The organism is Streptomonospora mangrovi (assembly GCF_027604915.1).
In the GTDB taxonomy this organism is placed as follows: Bacteria; Actinomycetota; Actinomycetes; order Streptosporangiales; family Streptosporangiaceae; genus Streptomonospora; species Streptomonospora mangrovi.
This window is the reverse complement of sequence record NZ_JAJAQC010000001.1, coordinates 139340-158423: the sequence shown is the minus strand read 5'-3', so window position 1 is coordinate 158423 and position 19084 is coordinate 139340. Positions and strand designations below refer to the sequence as shown.

At 74.0% G+C, this 19084-nt stretch carries 17 protein-coding genes and 1 pseudogene; 14 read left to right on the top strand and 4 right to left on the bottom strand.

Annotation, left to right across the window (positions count from 1 at the left end):
* Positions 1 to 280 precede the first annotated feature (280 nt).
* Complete coding sequence (locus LG943_RS27725) at positions 281 to 1003, bottom strand: GntR family transcriptional regulator (protein ID WP_408648515.1); 723 nt, start codon at positions 1001 to 1003, stop codon at positions 281 to 283.
* A gap of 466 nt (positions 1004 to 1469) precedes the next feature.
* On the opposite strand from LG943_RS27725, the gene LG943_RS00685 reads away from it, so the two are divergent.
* The 10 genes and pseudogenes from LG943_RS00685 (at position 1470) to LG943_RS00640 (ending at position 12058) form a co-directional block, all read left to right on the top strand.
* Positions 1470 to 1712: a hypothetical protein gene (locus tag LG943_RS00685; RefSeq protein ID WP_270070143.1), complete on the top strand. Its 243-nt coding sequence runs from the start codon at positions 1470 to 1472 to the stop codon at positions 1710 to 1712.
* 306 nt (positions 1713 to 2018) lie between these two features.
* Positions 2019 to 2168, top strand: a pseudogene (locus LG943_RS00680) (helix-turn-helix domain-containing protein); the annotation flags it as partial.
* Positions 2169 to 2207: 39 nt separating this feature from the next.
* A complete protein-coding gene (locus tag LG943_RS00675) occupies positions 2208 to 2381 on the top strand; it encodes a helix-turn-helix domain-containing protein (RefSeq protein WP_270070189.1) in 174 nt (57 codons plus the stop codon).
* 923 nt (positions 2382 to 3304) lie between these two features.
* On the top strand, positions 3305 to 3511 hold the full coding sequence (locus LG943_RS00670; protein ID WP_270070142.1) for a hypothetical protein: 207 nt from the start codon (positions 3305 to 3307) through the stop codon (positions 3509 to 3511).
* 863 nt (positions 3512 to 4374) lie between these two features.
* Positions 4375 to 4560, top strand: coding sequence for a hypothetical protein (locus tag LG943_RS00665; RefSeq protein ID WP_270070141.1), 186 nt, complete (start codon positions 4375 to 4377; stop codon positions 4558 to 4560).
* 200 nt (positions 4561 to 4760) lie between these two features.
* Positions 4761 to 6134, top strand: a complete 1374-nt coding sequence (locus tag LG943_RS00660; RefSeq protein WP_270070140.1) for an MFS transporter — start codon at positions 4761 to 4763, stop codon at positions 6132 to 6134.
* 205 nt (positions 6135 to 6339) lie between these two features.
* Positions 6340 to 7575, top strand: coding sequence for a sensor histidine kinase (locus LG943_RS00655; protein WP_270070139.1), 1236 nt, complete (start codon positions 6340 to 6342; stop codon positions 7573 to 7575).
* Positions 7572 to 8228 (top strand): response regulator, encoded by a 657-nt coding sequence (locus LG943_RS00650; RefSeq protein WP_270070138.1) that lies wholly within the window; start codon positions 7572 to 7574, stop codon positions 8226 to 8228. Before LG943_RS00655 ends, LG943_RS00650 begins: the two co-directional genes overlap by 4 nt.
* 138 nt (positions 8229 to 8366) lie before the next feature.
* The gene (gene lon, locus LG943_RS00645) at positions 8367 to 10778 is read left to right on the top strand and encodes an endopeptidase La (RefSeq protein WP_270070137.1); all 2412 of its coding nucleotides are present in this window, start codon (positions 8367 to 8369) and stop codon (positions 10776 to 10778) included.
* Between the two features lie 347 nt (positions 10779 to 11125).
* A complete protein-coding gene (locus tag LG943_RS00640) occupies positions 11126 to 12058 on the top strand; it encodes a serine/threonine-protein kinase (protein WP_270070136.1) in 933 nt (310 codons plus the stop codon).
* Between the two features lie 292 nt (positions 12059 to 12350).
* On the opposite strand, the gene LG943_RS00635 is transcribed toward LG943_RS00640, so the two are convergent.
* On the bottom strand, positions 12351 to 12671 hold the full coding sequence (locus tag LG943_RS00635) for an AbrB/MazE/SpoVT family DNA-binding domain-containing protein (protein ID WP_270070135.1): 321 nt from the start codon (positions 12669 to 12671) through the stop codon (positions 12351 to 12353).
* Positions 12672 to 12902: 231 nt separating this feature from the next.
* Between LG943_RS00635 and LG943_RS00630 the strand changes: the two genes are divergently transcribed.
* Entirely contained in the window at positions 12903 to 13172 is a 270-nt protein-coding gene (locus tag LG943_RS00630; protein ID WP_270070134.1) for a WD40 repeat domain-containing protein, read from the top strand.
* A gap of 42 nt (positions 13173 to 13214) precedes the next feature.
* Here the strand turns inward: LG943_RS00630 and LG943_RS00625 are convergent, their stop codons facing one another.
* Entirely contained in the window at positions 13215 to 13466 is a 252-nt protein-coding gene (locus tag LG943_RS00625; protein WP_270070133.1) for a hypothetical protein, read from the bottom strand.
* Positions 13467 to 13739: 273 nt separating this feature from the next.
* Here LG943_RS00625 and LG943_RS00620 point away from each other — a divergent pair, with 273 nt between their 5' ends.
* Both LG943_RS00620 and LG943_RS00615 read left to right on the top strand, forming a co-directional pair.
* Positions 13740 to 15878 carry a serine/threonine-protein kinase gene (locus tag LG943_RS00620; RefSeq protein ID WP_270070132.1) on the top strand — a complete coding sequence of 713 codons (2139 nt, stop codon included), beginning with the start codon at positions 13740 to 13742 and terminating at the stop codon, positions 15876 to 15878.
* A gap of 66 nt (positions 15879 to 15944) precedes the next feature.
* Complete coding sequence (locus LG943_RS00615; RefSeq protein ID WP_270070131.1) at positions 15945 to 17039, top strand: Gfo/Idh/MocA family oxidoreductase; 1095 nt, start codon at positions 15945 to 15947, stop codon at positions 17037 to 17039.
* Here LG943_RS00615 and LG943_RS00610 read toward each other — a convergent pair.
* The gene (locus LG943_RS00610; RefSeq protein WP_270070130.1) at positions 17025 to 17717 is read right to left on the bottom strand and encodes a TetR family transcriptional regulator; all 693 of its coding nucleotides are present in this window, start codon (positions 17715 to 17717) and stop codon (positions 17025 to 17027) included. The genes LG943_RS00615 and LG943_RS00610 overlap by 15 nt on opposite strands.
* 66 nt (positions 17718 to 17783) lie before the next feature.
* On the opposite strand from LG943_RS00610, the gene LG943_RS00605 reads away from it, so the two are divergent.
* On the top strand, positions 17784 to 19031 hold the full coding sequence (locus LG943_RS00605) for an MFS transporter (RefSeq protein WP_270070129.1): 1248 nt from the start codon (positions 17784 to 17786) through the stop codon (positions 19029 to 19031).
* Positions 19032 to 19084: the final 53 nt, after the last annotated feature.

The window sequence follows — 19084 nt, the reverse complement described above, 5'->3', positions numbered from 1 at the left end:
GGTGCACGCCGCCTGCCCGGTCGCCATGCGCCGGCGGCCGAGCCAAACGGCCAGTTCAGGGGCCGGGGGGCCGCCGGCCCACGGCTTCCCGATACGTCCTTGGGGGCTCACGCGAGGACTCCGCACGCACCGGGCGCCGCAGCACCGCCCCCAGGCCCACCACGGCCAAGGCGCGGCGCAGCGGCCCCCTCCCACAGCGACCGGCACCAGGCCCTAGGGCTGAAGGCATAAGAAGCCCCCTCCAGCCCGCAAGCCGAAGGGGGGAGAAGAGGGAGTGTTGCTAGGGCACGCTCAAGGAGTAGTCCATCGTTACTGCGCGATGCGGTGGAGCTACCCACTCGTAGTAGAGGATCGGTCCGGTGCTGTCGCTGTAGACCGACGCTCCAGCCAGGACGGCTGATCCCACAGGCACTTCCAACGCGCCAGCTTCGCGGCGATCGCACGTCCGAGACTCCCAGTAGTCGCGTCCGTGGTCTGCCCTACGGCCGCACCGGGTCGCGATCACTGCCAAGAGATTCGGTATCGGCGTCCCTTGAAGCAATTCGGGCGCTGCCGCTGTGAAGGACGGGTGAGTCCAACTCACCGCCAACCTGTACGGCACACCCTCACGACGCGTAATGCTCTCTCTGCGCACCACGGTGCGGTTCAATCCATCCGCATTGACGCCGAGCGCGGCGCCCACAGACGGCAGCATCGGTACCACCCCGGCACCCGTCACCGCGATGTGGTCGCGGTCAGGCACGTCAAGTGTGCCTGTGCGTTCCGGGGCGAGCGGGAGAGCGCGGGGTGCGGTACGGACTGTCGCGCCCTTCTGCGTGATGTGTACCAGCCCTTCCCCACGCAGTTGCTGAAGCGCCTTCTGTGCTGTCCGAGGGCTGACCCCATGGTGCTCAGCGAGTGCAGCCATCGACGGCAGACGCGCACCGGGGGCGAGTTCCCCGGAGGAGATTTGATCACGCAGCGAGTCGGCGATGACGCGGTATGGCGGGTCGGGTCTGTCCATCGTCACATTCTCTCCTGAGTTTGGGGGAGCCCCTTTCGGCTCATGTATATATACGGTATATATAGCATCCTAGTCTGCCGCCGACCTGCGGGGGAGGCGGCAGGCGGACATAGAGAAGCCCTGTCAGCGTGCAGCCGCCGACAGGGCCGTGAGCCCCAACCTGAGAAGCCAGGTGGAAACCCATGCCGCACCCTATACGACCCCTTACGCCGGAGACGCCCGCTTCGCCTACGCGCGCCGGACGGCATCGGCGTCCACGCCGCTCCAAGCGCCCCGCCGACACCGCAAGGGCGTTGGAAACGCTGTGGTCGCTGAGCGCCCGAGTGGTCGAACCCCGCATCGGTCCGTGGCTAGTCGCCCACGAAAAGCGCCAGACCATTGTTCGCGGAGATGGCCTTGACGATCTGAGGGCCGACCTCGGCCCTCTCGTGCGCGCTTGGATGGAGCGCAACACGGCCACGGCCCGGTGATCGCCATGGAAGCCACGCGCCGCTATACGCCGCCGCCCATCGACCCAGACACCTACGCGGTCCTTGCCGACCTCACCGTCAGGCACCCGCGATGGGCTATCACCTACGACGCCGACGAGCGCGGCGAAGTGCTTTTCCACGCCCATTGCACCGACTTCGGATACTTCGCCGTGGCCGATCTCGCCACGCTGCGCCGAGTCATCGTCGCCGCAGAGCAGACCGAGGAGGCAGACCAGTGAACGCCCCACGCCCACCGCAATGGATGCTCGCGGAGTTCGGCCAGCGTTGGCGCATCTCCTTCGAGGAGTTCCAGTGCGTGGCCGCACGCAGGGACAACCCCGACGTCAAAGTCACGGCGGGCAATTGGGGTTACCTCGCGGACCAGATGGAACTAGCCGACTGCGACCCCGAAAGCTAACCGTTCCGACGCGGCCGGGAAGCGCAGCCGCACGGCCAATGACACCCGACCGCACACAGACCACCCCCGCCCGTGACCACGGCAAGACCCCCAGCGGGCGGGGGTGTCACACACCCCCACGGAGACCATGGACACCCCCTCTACCCGCTTCTACACCTCCGCCGAAATTCAGAGCCGCTTTGGGGTCACCCCAAGAACCGTCCGGGACTGGGCACACAACGGCCAGTTTCGCACGGTCAAGACCCCCGGGGGGCGGCTGCTATTCGTCGCTGAGGACGTTGACGCCTGGGATCAAGCGGACCGCCAGCAGCGCCGCCTGTACACCCGCAACGAGGTCGCCGAGATTCTCCGCGTGGACCCCAAGACCGTCACGCGATGGGCGAAGCGCGGCCACCTACGCGTGGTCTTCACAGTCGGCGGACACCGGCGCTATGACGCCGACCAGATCACCGCCTTGCTTCGCGGCGAGGCATCCCAGCGCGGCGGCTGACGTCGGAGGGGGCGACAGCCGCCGCGCACACAAACAGGGCCGCCCCGTCACACGGCGAGGCGGCCCGTCCCACGGCCCGGACTCCCTGCCAGGACACACCGGGCCGCCGTACAACCCAAAGGAGAGTTGCGTTGACAGCACCGTACAGCCCTACCCCCGCGCCCACCAGGCGCCAGCACCCCCGCTCCGGCCCGCGCCGGGTCACCGCTTCCAGCACCGGCGGCGGCGCCACATGGACCAGCCCGGTCCGCCCCGGACCCCAGCGAGCCGAGGTCACCGCTAGGCGACCCATGCCGGTAGCCGCCTAGCGCCCGACCCCGACCGCTAAGCGCCCGCCCGAGCCACCCCGACAGGGACACGCTCGGGCGGGCGTTTGTGTGAGAACTTTCCCTACACGATCAAGACGACGGCCCGCCCGCGCGAAGCCCCACACCACCAGCCCGGACCATCCCGCAGGTCAGCGGCTCCGGCCTGCGCTCCGCTTCGGCCGGCAGAGCCGCCGCCGACCAGCCCGCGCGGGGTTATCCACAGGCGCGCAGCACCGATCGACGCACACCCGCCGGACGCGCCACCCTGGTCACAGCGCCGCTCACCGCAGCGGACGCCCGCCCCGCAGGGGCACACCACCAGACGGCCCCGGTCACCCAGACCGGGGCCGCACCCATCCGCCCTTTGCCGCACGCCGCGGTCGGCACGCGTATGGAGACCGCCCGGCGCCACAGTGACCGGCGCGCAGCCGTCCCGACCGTGGTGGCGGCGGCGCTCTCGGGGGCCGGAGGCGGCTGACTCACCGGGCCTATCAGCCCGGACACCGGGGGGCCAACAGTCGGTCAGACAGTAGGGTGCTCCACTGTTGGCCCCCCGGCCCCCGGGCCGATCGGAGACGGCCCCCGTCACCCACCACCGACCCCCCGGGAGGCACCATGGCCGCCGACACCACGACCGCCACGACCACAACCGCTCTTCACCGCATCGCCGATCGTACGGCCTGGCTCCTGGCCAGCCCCGAGCCCGAGGACGTACAAGCCGGGCTGCGGCTGGCATGGGCGTGCCCCCCCGAGGCCCGCCCCCTGATCCTGGAGGCCGTCGCCGAGTTCATGCCCGAGGACCAGGAGGACACCGACGCCTAACACGGCCCCACGGGGGACCGGCCCGCAAGGGTCGGTCCCCCGTTCTCGTGTGCTCAGGTAATAGGAGTACGCGGGGGCGCGGCGTGCGCCGCAAGGGTCGGGCGGCCGGATGTCGCCACGGCGCACAGCTCGCGGCGGGACCCGACGGCGCGGGGGCCAGGCGGGCACCACGGGGGCAGGCACGCCAGCCCGCCCCGCCGGGCCAGCGTGCGGCCCCCGCGCCTCCCACCCCGAGCCGCGCCGTGACCACATCCGTACGCCCTCACACCCGGCGGGACGCGGCACGGCGCGGCATCGAGCCACGCCGCGCCGCCGGACGGTGGCGCCGGGGGATGCGCCGGCTACTCCCCAGAGCGATGGGCCTTGCCCCGCTCTGGGTCGCCACCGGCCCATCCCCCTCGTCTCACCAGGGCGGACCCGCCGTGGCGCGTCGCCTTGGTGGCCCGTGTATGGCCCGGGAAGGACGAGCACCGGTGCGTATCGACGCTCACCGATGCGACACGCCCGCCGCCGCGCGTTCATCGCGCAGACATCGGCCCAGGTCAGCGGCACCACTCCCGACGTGCGAAGGGGCGGCACCCCGACCGGATGCCGCCCCAAACCCGGTCCCCTCCCACGCGGGGATGGTCCGCCGAGCACCAGACGGAGCTGGCGCGGATCCGGGTGCTCCCCGCGCACGCGGGGATGGTCCCTACTTCCGCTGACGCGGAAGGGCCGACCGGCGGTGCTCCCCGCGCACGCGGGGATGGTCCCGTCGAGATTGACGACGCCTCCGCCTCGAACCCGTGCTCCCCGCGCATGCGGGGAGGATCCTTGGAATCGCAGCCTCAGTCGATGTCCCCGGCGAGCGGTAGGGTCCCGGCATGAATGACGATGAGTGGAATGACATCCTCCGCCGCGTGAAGGAGGACGACGAGTCCGGTCCTTTTTCGTGCCCTGAGTGCGACGAGTACGCCGTCAGGGTGGGTCAGCGGTTCGAGAACGGCGAGGTGGTGGAGCACTCGGTGATGTGCTTCCACTGCGAGGCAGAGGCTTCCACACCTGCCTGACCGTACGGGGGCCGGGGCACGCCGTGCTCCTCGCGCGCGGGCCGGTCCCCGGCCCTCAGCGGCCGCCGTCGGGTGTGGCGGGGGCACATGAACCGGTACCGCCATGGGTGTCCTCTCGCCATGGTCTGGCTCACATTGGGGCTTTTACGATGCTTGCCCCTGCTGCTTCCGCAGTTCCCCGTCGCACGGAAGTCGAGCCCATGTCTGTACCCGGTTCCCCCGTTCCACCGCCCACCGAACCTCCGGCGCCGCCTCGCGGGTCGTTCGCGAAGGTCGTCGTCTCCAGCCTCATCGGCACCACCGTCGAGTGGTACGACTTCTTCCTCTACGGATCGGCGGCGGCGCTCGTCTTCGGGGCCGTGTTCTTCCCGGAGTCCGATCCGCTGACCGGCATCCTGCTCGCCTTCGGCACCTACGCCATCGGTTTCGTGGCGCGCCCGCTCGGCGGCCTGGTCTTCGGCCACTACGGCGACCGCGTCGGCCGCAAGCGGCTGCTGGTCATCAGCCTGCTGCTGATGGGCGCCTCCACCTTCGCCATCGGCCTGCTGCCCGGCTACGCCACCCTCGGCGTGGCCGCGCCCCTGCTGCTGATCGCACTGCGGCTGGTCCAGGGCTTCGCGCTGGGCGGCGAGTGGGGTGGCGCGGTGCTGCTGGTCTCCGAACACGGCGACCCCCGGCGGCGCGGGTTCTGGGCCTCCTGGCCGCAGGCCGGGGTGCCCTGCGGCAACCTGCTGGCCACCGCCGTCCTCGCCGTGCTGGCCGCCACCATGGCCGACTCGACGTTCGAGTCGTGGGGCTGGCGCATCCCGTTCCTGCTCTCGGGCGTGCTGGTGCTCATCGGTCTTTATGTGCGCCTGGCGGTCGAGGAGTCCCCGGTCTTCCAGGCGGCGGCCCGCCGCGCCGAGGAGGCGCGGTCGCGCGCCGGCGTCACCGAGCGCGCGCCCATCGTGGACGTGCTGCGCCGCCACTGGCGCGAGGTGCTGGTGGCCATGGGCGTGCGCCTGGCGGAGAACATCTCCTACTACGTCATCACCGCGTTCATCCTGGTCTACGCCGTGGAGGAGGCCGGGGTGGAGCGCGGCACCGTGCTCAACGCGCTGCTGGTGGCCTCGGCGGTGCAGCTCGTGGTGGTGCCCGTCTGGGGTGCCCTGTCCGACAGGTTCGGGCGCCGACCCGTCATCGCGTTCGGCGCCGTCAGCACCGGGCTGTGGGCGTTCGCGTTCTTCCCGATCATCGACGGCGGGAGCTTCGGCATGGTGCTGGCCGCCGCCGGCGTCGGCCTGGTCCTGCACGCCGCGATGTACGGACCGCAGGCGGCGTTCTTCTCCGAGCTGTTCGGCACCCGCACGCGCTACTCCGGTGCCTCCATCGGCTACCAGTTGGCCTCCATCGCCGCCGGCGGCCTGGCGCCGCTGATCGCGACCTGGCTGCTGGCGCGGTTCGGCTCGGGCTTCCCGGTGTCGGTGTACGTGGCCGGGGCCTGCGTCCTCACCCTGGTGGCGGTGCTGGCCTCCCGCGAGACCCGGGGCCGCGACCTGGACGACGCGGTGGCGCCCGAGGCCGGGGTCCGCTGACCGGCCCCTGCCGCCGCCCTCTCCCGCTCCTTCCCGAGCCCTTCCGACCCCCGTCCCCGCCGGCCCCCGGCGCGGCCCCGCGCCGCGCCGGGGACCGCGCGTGTCCGCGCGCCTTCGCGCGCACCCCTGCTACGCCCCGCGCACCACGGCGGATACGCAGCGCGGGGGACGCCCACGCGCCCCGGCGCGGGCTAGTGTCGGGCGTGTGAACGGCCACGGAGACAGCGGGCACCCCGCGCCCCGGCGGCGGCGCGCCGCGCGGCCGCTGCTGCTCGACGTCCCCGTGGCGCTGGCCGTCGGCGCAGTGTCTTTGGCTGGCGTGCACGCCCAGGGCGCCTGGGCCGAGCGCGGCGGGCGCGGGCCCGACCCCGCCGGGCCGCCCTGGACCGGGCCGCCGCCCGACCTGGAGCCTGCGCCCGCCGTCGTCTACGTCTGCGTCGCGGTGGTCGTCGCCGCGCTTGCCGTGCGCCGCCTGTACCCCCGCTCCGCCTTCACCGCCGCGATGGCGGCCGTGGCGGTGGCCTTCGGCGTCCTGGGTTCGGGCGGCCCGATCGTGCTGGCGCCCATGCTGTGCGCCTACACCCTCGCGGTGCGCCTGCCGCCCCGGCGGTGGCTGCCGCTGACGGTCCTGGGCGTCCCCGTCTTCCTCGCCCTGCGCCTGGACCAGCCCTACCTCGGGCTGGCGACCGTCCAGGCGGTGGCCGACCTGGTCGTCTCGCTGGCGCTGCTGCTGGGGCCGGCGGCGCTGGGCGTCATCGTGCGGTCCCGCCGCGAGAACCTGCGCCGCGAGCGCGCCCAGGAGCTGAGCCGCTCTGTCTACGAGGAGCGGCTGCGCATCGCCCGCGAGGTGCACGACGTCGTCGGGCACAGCCTGTCGGTCATCAACATGCAGGCCGGGGTGGCCCTGCACGTGCTGGACAAGCGGCCCGAGCGCGCCCAGCCGGCGCTGGAGGCCATCCGCCAGACCAGCAAGGACGCCCTGGAGGAGCTGCGCGGCACGCTCGCGGTGTTCCGCACCCCCGAGGGCGGCGCGCCCGCCGACACCCGCGAGCCGCCGCCCGGCCTGGACCGGCTGGACGACCTGGTCGCGGGCATCGCCTCGGCCGGTCGGACCGTCGAGGTCCGCGTCGAGGGCGAGCGCGCCGCCCTCCCGGCGGCGGTCGACCACGCCGCCTACCGCATCGTCCAGGAGGCGCTGACCAACGTGGTGCGCCACGCCGGCGGCGCCGGCGCCACCGTCGCCGTCGCCTACCGGCCCAAGGAGGTCACCGTGGAGATCACCGACACCGGCCCGGCCCGCCCGGGGTCGCCGCCCGCCGAGGGCGGCGGGATCGCCGGGATGCGCGAACGCGCCCGCGCCGTCGGCGGGCGGCTGGCGGCGGGGCCGCGCCCCGAGGGCGGGTTCGCCGTACGCGCCGAGCTGCCGCGAGGTGAGAGGTGACGGCCGTGCGGGTGGGGATCGTGGACGACCAGGCGCTCGTGCGCATGGGCCTGCGCGTGCTGATCGAGGCCGAGGACGACCTGGAGGCGGTCGGCGAGGCCGCCGACGGCCGCGAGGCGGTCGAGCTGGTGCGCCGCGAGCACCCCGACGTGCTGCTGATGGACGTGCGCATGCCGGTGATGGACGGCATCGCCGCGCTGCGCGAGATCGCCGCCGACGACCGGCTGGCCGCCACGCGCGTGGTGGTGCTGACGACCTTCGAGCTGGACGAGTACGTCTTCGACGCGCTGCGCGCCGGCGCCGCCGGGTTCCTCATCAAGGACAGCGAGCCCACCGAGCTGCTGCGCGCCATCCGGCTGGCCGCCGCCGGGGAGTCGCTGCTGTCGCCCTCGGTGACCCGCAGCGTGATCTCCACGTTCGTCTCGCGCGTGCCCCGCGACACCCCGCGCCCGGAGCTGCGCGAGCTGACCGAGCGGGAGCGGGAGGTGCTGGCGCTGGTCGGCGAGGGGCTCTCCAACGCCGAGATCGCCGAGCGGCTGGTGGTCAGCCCGGCCACCGCCCGCACCCACGTCAGCCGCGCCATGGTCAAGCTGCACGCCCGCGACCGCGCCCAGTTGGTGGTGATCGCCTACCGGGCCGGCCTTGTGCGCTGAGCCGCGCGGGCCGCGCGGGGCCGACCACGGGGGCCGCCGACCGGGGCCGACGCCCGCATCGCTCACGGCGAACACGATGCGGGGAACAAACCCGGACTCTCGTTTATTGAGTGTTAGTGACTCAACAAGGAGGGTCTGATGACTGAAGCGCAGTCCAGTGCGACGTTCCCGGTGCTTCCCCTCGACGAGGACGTCGTCCTCCCCGGCATGGTCGTGCCGGTGGACATCTCCGACTCCGAGGTGCGCGCCGCCATCGACGCCGCCCGGGCCGGAGGCGAAGGCGCCGCGCGGGTTCCCGGGATCCGGTCCACGGGCAAGCCGCGCGTGCTCATCGTGCCCCGCGTCGACGGCAACTACGCCGCCATCGGCACCGTCGCCGTCGTGGAGCAGGTCGGCCGCACCCCCGAGGGCGAACCGGCCGCCGTGCTGCGCGGCACCGCCCGCGCGCGGGTCGGCAGCGGCACCACCGGCCCCGGCGCGGCCCTGTGGGTCTCCGCCGAGGTCCACACCGACGTCGCCCCCGAGGGCGGCTACCCCGGCAAGGTCCTGGAGCAGGCCCGCGAGTACAAGACCCTGCTCACCACCTACCTGCAAAAGCGCGGAGCGTGGCAGATCCTCGACGGCATCCAGCAGCTCGACGACCCGGGCCGCCTCGCCGACCGCGGCGGCTACTCCCCGTTCCTCAAGACCGCGCAGAAGCTCCAGTTGCTGGAGACCTACGACGTCGCCGAGCGGCTGCGGCTGCTGAGCGAGTGGACCCGCGAGTACCTGGCCGAGCTGGACGTCGCCGAGACCATCGACCAGGACGTCCAGGAGGGCGTCGAGAAGCAGCAGCGCGAGTTCCTGCTGCGCCGCCAGATGGAGGCCATCCGCAAGGAGCTGAACCAGCTCGACGGCAAGCCCGACAGCGAGGAGGACGACTACCGCGAGCGCGTCGAGGCCGCCGACCTGCCCGACCACGTCCGCAAGGCGGCGCTGGCCGAGGTCGACAAGCTGGAGCGGGCCGGCGACTCCTCGCCGGAGTCCGGCTGGATCCGCACCTGGCTCGACACCGTCCTGGACATGCCGTGGAACACCCGCACCGACGACTCCTACGACATCGTGGGCGCGCGGGAGGTCCTCGACGCCGACCACGCCGGCCTCGATGACGTCAAGGAGCGCATCGTTGAGTACCTGGCCGTGCGCAAGCGCCGCGAGGAGCGGGGCCTGGGCGTGGTCGGAGGGCGGCGCAGCGGCGCCGTGCTCGCCCTGGTCGGCCCGCCCGGCGTGGGCAAGACCTCGCTGGGGGAGTCCGTGGCCCGCGCCATGGGCCGCAACTTCACCCGCGTGGCGCTGGGCGGCGTGCGCGACGAGGCCGAGATCCGCGGCCACCGGCGCACCTACGTCGGCGCGCTGCCGGGCCGCATCGTGCGGGCGATCAAGGAGTCCGGCTCCATGAACCCGGTCGTGCTCCTGGACGAGATCGACAAGGTCGGCACCGACTTCCGGGGCGACCCCACGGCCGCGCTGCTGGAGGTGCTGGACCCCGCGCAGAACCACACGTTCCGCGACCACTACCTGGAGGTCGACCTCGACCTCTCCGACGTCGTCTTCCTGGCCACCGCCAACGCGCTGGAGACCATCCCCGGGCCGCTGCTGGACCGCATGGAGCTGGTGCAGCTCGACGGCTACACCGAGGACGAGAAGGTCGTGATCGCCCGCGACCACCTGCTGCCCCGGCAGCTTGAGCGGGCGGGCCTGGAGCCCGGCGAGGTGGAGTTCGGCGAGGACGCGCTGCGCTCCATCGCGGCCGAGTACACCCGCGAGGCCGGCGTGCGCGGTCTGGAGCGCACCGTGGCGCGCGTGCTGCGCAAGGTCGCGGCGGGCGTGGCCCTGGGCGAGCGGGAGCTGCCGCTGCGCGTGGGCGCCGAGGGCCTGCGGGACTTCATCGGCCGGCCCAAGCACACCCCCGAGACCGCCGAGCGCACCTCGGTGCCGGGCGTGGCCACGGGGCTGGCGGTCACCGGCACCGGCGGCGACGTGCTGTTCGTGGAGGCGTCCCTGGCCGACCCCGAGTCGGGCGCCGGCGGGCTCACCCTCACCGGCCAGCTCGGCGACGTCATGAAGGAGTCCGCGCAGATCGCGCTGTCCTACCTGCGGTCGCGCGGCGCCGAACTGGAACTGCCGGTGGGCGACCTCAAGGAGCGCGGCGTGCACCTGCACGTCCCGGCGGGCGCGATCCCCAAGGACGGCCCCAGCGCCGGTGTCACCATGACCACCGCCCTGGCGTCGCTGCTGTCGGGCCGCCCGGCGCGCGCCGACGTCGCCATGACCGGCGAGGTCTCGCTCACCGGCCGCGTCCTGCCCATCGGCGGGGTCAAGCAGAAGCTGCTCGCCGCCCACCGGGCGGGGATCACCACGGTGCTGATCCCCTCGCGCAACGAGCCCGACCTCGACGACGTCCCCCAGGACGTCCTGGACCAACTGACCGTGCACGCGGTGAGCGACGTCCGCGAGGTGCTGGACCTGGCGCTGAGCCCGGCCGAGGCGCGCGAGCGGCTGGCCGCCTGAGCGGCGCCGCAGCCCGCATAACAAGCGCGGGGCCGCCGGTCCGGGGGGCCGGCGGCCCCGCGCGTGCGTCCGGGAGCCGCCAGGGGGCGCCGGAGGCCGGGGGATCCCTGCGGGGCCGGGGCTTCCGGCGCCCGCGCGGGTGGTTGCGATCCGGTGACGCGGGGTGGGCGCCCGGACCCGGCGCGGCTACGATGAGGGCGCTCCGCCGCGCCGCGGCGGGACGGGCTGGGCTCCGGGCCGCCGCGGGCGCCCTGGAAGGGAGGGTGCCGGCGTGGAGCCGCTGGAGCCGTCCGACCCCGCGCGCATCGGCCCCTTCCGCCTGTACCCACCGCCTGGGCGAGGGCGGGATGGGCCGGGTCTACCTCGGCCGCACCGCCTCCGGGCGCCAGGTCGCCGTCAAGGTCATCCGCTCCGGCCTGGTCCAGGACCGGGGCTTCCGCGCCCGCTTCGCCCGCGAGGTCGATGCCGCGCGCCTGGTGGGCGGGTTCCACACGGCCTCGGTCGTGGACGCCGACCTGGAGTCCGCGCCGCCCTGGATCGCCACCGCCTACATCCCCGGCCCGACGCTCCACCAGCGGGTCCGCGCCCACGGCCCCATCACCCCGCCCGACCTGCACACCCTGGTCGTCGGTCTGGCCGAAGGGCTCCAGGCGGTGCACGCCAGCGGGCTGGTGCACCGCGACCTCAAGCCGGGCAACGTGATCCTCAGCGACGACGGCCCGCGCATCATCGACTTCGGCATCGCCCGGCCGCTGGACGCCGAGAGCCTGACCACCCGCGAGGCGGTGTTCGGCACCCTGCCCTACATGTCGCCCGAGCAGACCGACGGTTCGCGGGTGGGGCCGGCCTCGGACGTGTTCTCGCTGGGGACCGTGCTCGCCTTCGCCGCCACCGGCGCCAACCCGTTCAACGGCGCAACCATGGCCGAGACCGTGCACCGCCTCGTCGGCCCGCCGCCCGACCCCGGCGACGCCGACCCGCTCACGCGCGCGCTGATCACCGACTGCTGGAACCACGACCCGAGCCGGCGTCCCGCGCCCGCCGCCATCCCCCACTCCGCCCCAACCCGTCGCCACCCTCACCGGCCACGACGACACGGTGAACTCGATCGCGTTCAGCCCCGACAGCGGCCTGATCGCCACCGGCGACACCGGCTCCGCCTCTCTGGCCGCGATCTCCGCATCCGTTGCCCGCTCCGCCTCCTGCTGGTCCTCCTCCCAAAACCAGGAGTCGTTGAGATGAACCACGGCGGCCTAGAAGCGGGCCACGGGTCGTTGTAGATCGTGTGATCGCCGATTCGCCGCCAGACGAGTATTAGTTCGCCTGCCTCGTTCTTGCGGAAGTGGAACGTGGCCCGGCCGTCCGGACGCTTGAAACTCCACGTCAGGGAGTAGACCTCACGGCCCTGGAGGCGATGGATGCGGAGCCGGGTCGGCCATGGTGCCTCGCCCGACAGGGCGCCCGCTTTCAGCGCGGGCAGGAAGAAGTCGCGGAGAGCGTGGTGGAACTGATCCTGATGGTGTTCCGGCAAGCGGGAGAACTGGCGGTCGAACGTGCTGGTGGTCTCGAACTTCACCGATCCTCGCCCAGCTTGCGGCCCGCGAGCTTGTCGAGGTGGTGCAGAAAAGCGTCCTCGCTGTCGAAGGACGTGGTGCGCCCGGCGGCGATGTCCTCGTCCGCCTCCCTCTCGGCGGCCTGGCTCTCAGGGGTCCAGAACCACACGTCATTGGGATGGACGGCGACCCGGGGAAGCGCGACGATCTCACCGTCGCGCTCGACGAACTCCACCACGGTCTGCGGATCGTCCAGGCGAAGCTTCCGGCGCACCGCGTCAGGTACCGTCAACTGTCCTTCGGGCGAAGACAGGCTGCCGTAGCCCAGGTGCTTGTCCATGTGTCCACGGTAGCCGCACGGGTCGGCCGCTTGAAGGAGAGACATTCCGCTCCTTAACTGATCGAGGGATGCATCCCCACTGAAAGTAGCGATGCATTGCCCAGGGTGTCCGGGCTTTCGGTGATCCTGGGCGGAGGTGCCCTGTGACACAGCTCGGGAGCGTCTTCGGGGCGAGTGGCTTGGGGCCGACCGCCCCGGCGCTGTGGGTGGTCCGGCGCGGTCACCGGGGGCTTGCAACTGTGGGACACCGACACCGGCGCGGAGACCGCCTCGCTCCCGGAGGGGCAATCGGTGGCGGCGGCGGCCTTCAGCCCCGACGGCACCCTCCTGGCCACCGGCGACGACGACGGCACCACGCGCCTGTGGGACACCCAGACCTGGGAGGAGACCGCCGCGTTCCCGGCCGAGGGCCGGATCGACCAGGTGGCCTTCAGCCCGGACGGCACCCTCCTGGCCACCGGCCACGCGGACGGCACCGCCCGCCTGTGGGAGATCGGCTGAGCGCCGCGCCCCACCGCGCCGCGACGCCCCACCCGGAGGCGGTCAGGCGGTCGTACCGCGCCGCCGGTTCTGCCGGTCGACGCCCTGCTCTTGGCGGTGCCGGTCGTTGAGGTGGGCCACCGCCGCCTCGCCCGCAGCGCGCCCCGCCGGGTCGGCGCTCTTGGCCAGCGCGATGGCGTCGCGGGCGGCGCTCATCTTCTCGGGGCTGATGCGCGCGCCGTCGAACTCCGTGGGGGAGCCCACCTCGCCGGGCCTGGTCGATGCCTTCGGGTCGCGCCTGCGTTCTTCGGTCATGGGGTACTCCTCAGCGTCGCCATTGTCGCCAACGGACCGACAGTAGCCCCTCCCCGGCGGAGGTACCAGCGCCCCCCAAAGCCAACCCGGGCCGTCGGCTGCCCCGGCCCTGTGGGTGGTTCGGCGCGGTTTGTTGCGGTTCGGTGACATGCGGTGCGGGGTGGGCGGGGGGTGGCTAGGGTGAGGGGCGGCTGAGACCGGCCGCGCTGAGGTTCCTTGTTTCCAAGTGCCGGGCGCGGGCCGTCCCCGAGCGTCTCGGAAGGAGCCTGACGCGTGCTCCCCCTGGAGCCCACCGACCCCGCGAGCATCGGCGGCTACCGGCTACAGGGCCGCCTGGGCGCGGGCGGCATGGGCCAGGTCTACCTCGCCGCCACCCTGTCCGGGCGCCACCTCGCCGTCAAGGTGATCCGGCCCGACCTTCTCCAGCAGGGCCAGGCACGCGCCCGGTTCGCCCGCGAGGTCGACGCCGCCCGCCGGGTGGGCGGGTTCCACACCGCGCCGGTCGTGGACGCCGACGTCGAGGCCGACCCGCCCTGGGTCGCCACCGCCTACATCCCCGGCCCCAGCCTGTTCCAGGCCGTCCGCGACGACGGCCCCCTCACCGCGCCCGCGCTGCACGTCCTGGCGGTCGGGCTGGCCGAAGGGCTCAAGGCGATCCACGCCTGCGGGCTGGTGCACCGCGACCTCAAGCCGGGCAACGTCATCATGACCCACGACGGGCCGCGCATCATCGACTTCGGCATCGCCCGGTCGCTGGGCGCCGAGACCCTGACCGGCCACGACGCCGTGGTGGGCACCCTGACCTACATGTCGCCCGAGCAGGTCGACGGCTCCGGCGTGGGTCCGGCCTCCGACGTGTTCTCGCTGGGGACCGTGCTCGCCTTCGCCGCCACCGGGGCCAACCCCTTCAAGGCCGAGACCATGGCCGAGACCGTCCAGCGCCTCTCCGGTCCGCCGCCCGACCCCGGCGACGTCGACCCGCTCACGCGCGGGCTGATCGCCGACTGCTGGAACCGCGACTCCGGCGCGCGGCCCACCCCCGACGCGATCCTCGCCCGGTTCGCCGAGGGCGTCCTGCACGCCCCCGGCGAAGTGCCGAAGGCCGGCGCGGCCGCCGCTGCCGCCGGTGCCGCCGCCGCGGCGGCGCGTGCTCCCGCCGGCGGCGAGCCCGGCGCCCTCCGGGACTCCGGCGCCGGTCCGGCCGAGGGCGCGCCCGCCGCGCGTCCGCCCGAAGGCGGCGACCCGCCCCCGGCGGGGCCGCACCACCCCGTGCCCCCGCCCCCGGGCTTCGGCGGCGCCCCGCCGCCGCGCCCGGCCGCCAAACCCTCCCGGCGCCCGCCGCTGTGGCTGATCCTGGGCGGCGCCGCCATGGCGGTGCTGCTCGTCGTCGCGACAGCGGTGGTGTGGGGCACCACCCTGCTGCTCGGTGAAACAGGGGTCACCGGGGACGGCCCCGGCGCCACCGGCGAGTCCGGCACCGAGGAGCCCGACGAGGGCGCGGCCGGCACGCCGGTCCCGTTCCCGCCGGGGCCCGAGGCCGTGCTCCCCGACCCCTCGGTCGAAGTGCTCTCGGTGGCCTACAACCCCGACGGGAGCACGGTGGCGGTCGTCAACGGCGACTCCGGCTTCCACGTGATGGACGCCCGGAGCGGGGAACTCGTCACCACCGTCGAGCGCGAAGGCATGGTGAACGGGGTGGCGTTCAGCCCGGACGGCGGCCTGCTCGCCCTGGCCGACTCCTTCGAGGACGTCGCGCTGTGGGACACCGGATCCGAGGAGGACGCCGCGACGCTGGACACCTCGGCGACGGCCATCGCCTACAGCCCGGACGGCGCCCTGGTGGCCACCGCCAACGGCGCCTCGAAGCTGTGGGACGCCGAGACCGGTGAGGAGACCGCCACCCTGGAGGAGCGCGGCAACGGCGTCGACGTGACCACACTGGCGTTCAGCCCGGCCGGGGGCCTCATCGCCACCGCAGGAAACGACGACGTCGTCCGCCTGTGGGACGTCGAAAGCGGCGAGGAGACCGCCGCCTTCGAGCACGAGGACCAGGTCATGTCGCTGGCGTTCAGCCCTGACGGCGCCACGCTCGCCGTGGGAACCGAGACCGAGCACGCCGGCGCGGTGCGCCTGTGGGACGTCGAGGCCGGTGAGGAGACCGCCGAACTCCACCACGACGGCGGGGTCCGGTCGGTCGCCTACAGCCCCAACGGCGAGATGCTGGCCACGGCCGGACCCGGTGTCGCGGTGTGGGACACCGGGAGCCAGGAGCGGATCGAGGAGCTGCTGCCCTACCACTCCTACTCCATGCGGTCGGTGGCGTTCCACCCCGACGGCACCGCCCTGGCCGCCGGCGGCGACGGCGTGTTCCAGATGTGGACCGTGGACGCCACCGGGGTGAACCCGAACTAGCCCGGCGCCGCCCTCGCCGCGTGCCGCGGCGCGGGGGGCACCCCGGCCGCTGGCTACGGTGGAGGCATGACCTCTGCGCACGACGCTGAACGAGAACTGCACGTCGCCGTCATCGGCTACGGCAAGGGCGGCGAGGTGTTCCACGCCCCGCTGATCGACACCACCCCCGGGCTGCGGCTGTCGGCCGTGGTCACCCGCAACCCCGAGCGGGCGGCGGCGGTGCGGTCGCGCTACCCGCACACCGAGGTGGTCGGGTCGGCCGAGGAGCTGTGGAAGCGCGGCGGCGACATCGACATCGCGGTGGTCACCACGCCCAACGAGACGCACGCGCCGCTGGCGCGGGCCGCGCTGGAGGCCGGGTTCGCGGTGGTCGTGGACAAGCCGTTCGCGCTGCGGGCCGCCGAGGCGCGCGAGCTGGTGGCCCTGGCCGAGGGGCTGGGGCAGGTGCTGACCGTCTACCAGAACCGGCGCTGGGACTCCGACTTCCTGACCCTGTGGAAGCTCATCGACGAGGGCGCGCTGGGCCGGGTGCACCGGTTCGAGTCGCGGTTCGAGCGGTGGCGGCCCGCCGCCAAGGGCACCTGGCGCGACAGCGGCGACCCCGACACCGGCGCCGGGATCCTCTACGACCTCGGCCCCCACCTCATCGACCAGGCCGTCAACCTGTTCGGGCCGGTCGAGGCCGTCTACGCCGAACTGGACGCCCGCCGGGGCGCGCCCGCCGACGACGACTCCTTCCTGGCCCTCACCCACGCCGGGGGTGTGCGCTCCCACCTGTGGATGAGCGCGGTCGCCGCCCAGTTGGGCCCGCGCTTCCGGGTGCTGGGCGACCGGGCGGCGTTCACCGTCCACGGGCTCGACGGGCAGGAGGACCGCCTGGGGCGCGGCGAGCGGCCCGACGCCCCCGACTGGGGCGTGGAGCCAGAGACGGCGTGGGGCCGCCTGGGCACTGACGGCGACCTGCGCGCCGTGCCCAGCGAGCGCGGGGCCTACCCCGCCTTCTACGCCGCCGTGCGCGACGCGGTGGGCGAGGGCGAGCCGGTGCCGGTGGAACCGCACGAGGTGGTGCACGGCCTGGAGGTCATCGAGGCGGCGCGGGACAGCGCCCGCACCGGCCGGGTGGCGCGGGTGGGGTCGGCCCCCGCCTCACCCGCCAACTGATTCGTTGGAACCAGGCGCGCTCGCGGGTGCCGTCCCGACCCCCTCGGCCTCCTCGGCGGCGGCCGGGGCGGCGCCGGCGCCCGCGGCGCCGCCCACCGTGCCCGCCACCGCCGCACTCGCCATGGCCACCACGTGGGCGCGCAGCTCCGCCCGGCCGGCCGGGGTGAGCGCGCGGGGGCCGATGATCAGCCGCGCCATCTGCGGCATCGCGAACGGCCAGGTGCCCAGGCCCAGCAGGCACAGCAGCATCATGGCCGCCGTGCTGTCGGGCTCAACGCCCGCGCTGCGCGCCAGCGCCAGGACCTTGGTGGCGTAGACGTCGGCCCGCGCGGTGTCGTCGGGCAGCGGGCGGTCCTCGAAGTACAGCGCCTCCCACATCATCAGCCGCACCATCGTGCGGTTGGCCGCGTGGGAGTCGAACAGCCGGCCCACCCACTCGCCGATGTCCTCGTCGGGCGCGGGCAGGGTGGCGGCGTGCTCGGCCTTGACCGCCTCCAGCACCGCCTGGAACAGCTTCTCCTTGCTGCCGAAGTGGCCGTAGACGCGCTCCTTGTTCACGCCCGCGCTCTCGGCGATGCGGTCGATGCGCCCGCCGGCGATCCCGTGCTCGGCGAACTCCGCGCGCCCCGCCTCCAGCAGCTTGCGGCGGGTGGCCGCGCTGTCCCGTGGTGCCATCATGGCGCCCATCATAGGCCCCGCGCCGCCAATTGACATCCAACTGTTTGGTTGGTTTAGATGTGAGCCATGCTCAACCAGACACGCCCGCCGGCCCCTCCCGCCGGCGGCACGCAGGCGACCCCGGCCGCCGCGCCGGCCGCCGTGCGCCCGCTGCCGCAGATCCTGGTGATCGCGGCGGCCGCCCTGGTCATCACCGGCCAGCTCTACCTGGCCCTGCCCCTCCTGGCGCCCATCGCCGCCGACACCGGCGCGAGCACCGCCACCGTCAGTTGGACCGTCACCGCCTTCGGCGCCGCCTACGCCCTGGGCTTCCTCGTCTTCGGGCCGCTGGTCCCGCGCATCGGCCACCGCCGGCTGATCGCCGCCGGCCTGGCCGCCACGGCGCTGTTCGCCGTGGTCACCGCGCTCATGCCCACCGCCGAGACCGTCATCGCCGCCCGCGCGCTCCAGGGCTGCGCGGCGGCCACGTTCGCGCCGACCGCCATCGGCTACCTCACCCGCACCATCCCCGCGTCCCGCCGGGCGCACGCGTTCACCGCGCTGACCAGCGCGTTCCTTGCCTCGGCGGTGGTGGCGCAGGTGGCCGCGCAGGTCATCGCCGACCGCTGGGGATGGCCGGCCGCGTTCCTCGCCTCGGGAGCGGTCACCGCCGGGGTCGCCGTGCTGGCGCGCCTGGTGCTGGTGCCCGACGGGCGCGACCGCGCCACACCGCTCGCCGCCGCCTACCGGGGCCTGCTCACGGCGGCGCTGCTGCCCCGGCTGCTGCCCTTCTACCTGGTGGCGCTGACCCTGCTGTTCGGGTTCGTCGGCGTCTACGCCGCCGTGCGGCCCACCGACCCGCTGGGCGTGGCCGGCGACGCGGCGGCCCTGCTCACCCTGCGCGCCACCGGGCTGCCCGCCATCCTGCTCGCGCCCCTGGCCATGCCGCTGCTGGCGCGCCTGGCGCCGCCGCACCGGCTGGCCGCGAGCGCCGCCGCGGCGGCGCTGCTGATCGGGGCGGCGGCCGCATCGGTGCCGCTGGCCGGCTCGGTCGCGCTGTTCACCCTGCTCCTGGGCGGGTTCGTGTTCGCCACCGCCGTCGCACTGCCGGCGGCGATGCAGGCCACCACCGCCGCCGCCGGCGACCACCTGGCCGGGGCCAGCGCGATGTACGGCTTCTGGCTCTACATCGGCTCCAGCGCGGCGGCGCCGGTGGTCGCCGGCACCGTGGGGCTGGGGTTCACCGGCCTGGGCGCGATGTTCGCCGCCGTGCTGCTCGCCGGATCGGCCGCCGCCCTGGGGGCGGTGTTCCTGGGGCGGCGCGCCGCCCGGTAGCCGGGACCGGGCGCCGCGACCCGCCGGGGCGCCGGGGCGGACGCCTCGTCGCC

Excerpts from the sequence above, each read along its gene's own strand:
- LG943_RS27725 (WP_408648515.1), bottom strand. The coding sequence starts at position 1,003 with ATGGACAGACCCGACCCGCCATACCGCGTCATCGCCGACTCGCTGCGT.
- LG943_RS00670 (WP_270070142.1), top strand. The coding sequence starts at position 3,305 with ATGGCCGCCGACACCACGACCGCCACGACCACAACCGCTCTTCACCGC.
- LG943_RS00665 (WP_270070141.1), top strand. The coding sequence starts at position 4,375 with ATGAATGACGATGAGTGGAATGACATCCTCCGCCGCGTGAAGGAGGAC.
- LG943_RS00660 (WP_270070140.1), top strand. The coding sequence starts at position 4,761 with ATGTCTGTACCCGGTTCCCCCGTTCCACCGCCCACCGAACCTCCGGCG.
- lon (WP_270070137.1), top strand. The coding sequence starts at position 8,367 with ATGACTGAAGCGCAGTCCAGTGCGACGTTCCCGGTGCTTCCCCTCGAC.
- LG943_RS00640 (WP_270070136.1), top strand. The coding sequence starts at position 11,126 with ATGGGCCGGGTCTACCTCGGCCGCACCGCCTCCGGGCGCCAGGTCGCC.
- LG943_RS00635 (WP_270070135.1), bottom strand. The coding sequence starts at position 12,671 with ATGGACAAGCACCTGGGCTACGGCAGCCTGTCTTCGCCCGAAGGACAG.
- LG943_RS00625 (WP_270070133.1), bottom strand. The coding sequence starts at position 13,466 with ATGACCGAAGAACGCAGGCGCGACCCGAAGGCATCGACCAGGCCCGGC.
- LG943_RS00615 (WP_270070131.1), top strand. The coding sequence starts at position 15,945 with ATGACCTCTGCGCACGACGCTGAACGAGAACTGCACGTCGCCGTCATC.
- LG943_RS00610 (WP_270070130.1), bottom strand. The coding sequence starts at position 17,717 with ATGATGGCACCACGGGACAGCGCGGCCACCCGCCGCAAGCTGCTGGAG.
- LG943_RS00605 (WP_270070129.1), top strand. The coding sequence starts at position 17,784 with ATGCTCAACCAGACACGCCCGCCGGCCCCTCCCGCCGGCGGCACGCAG.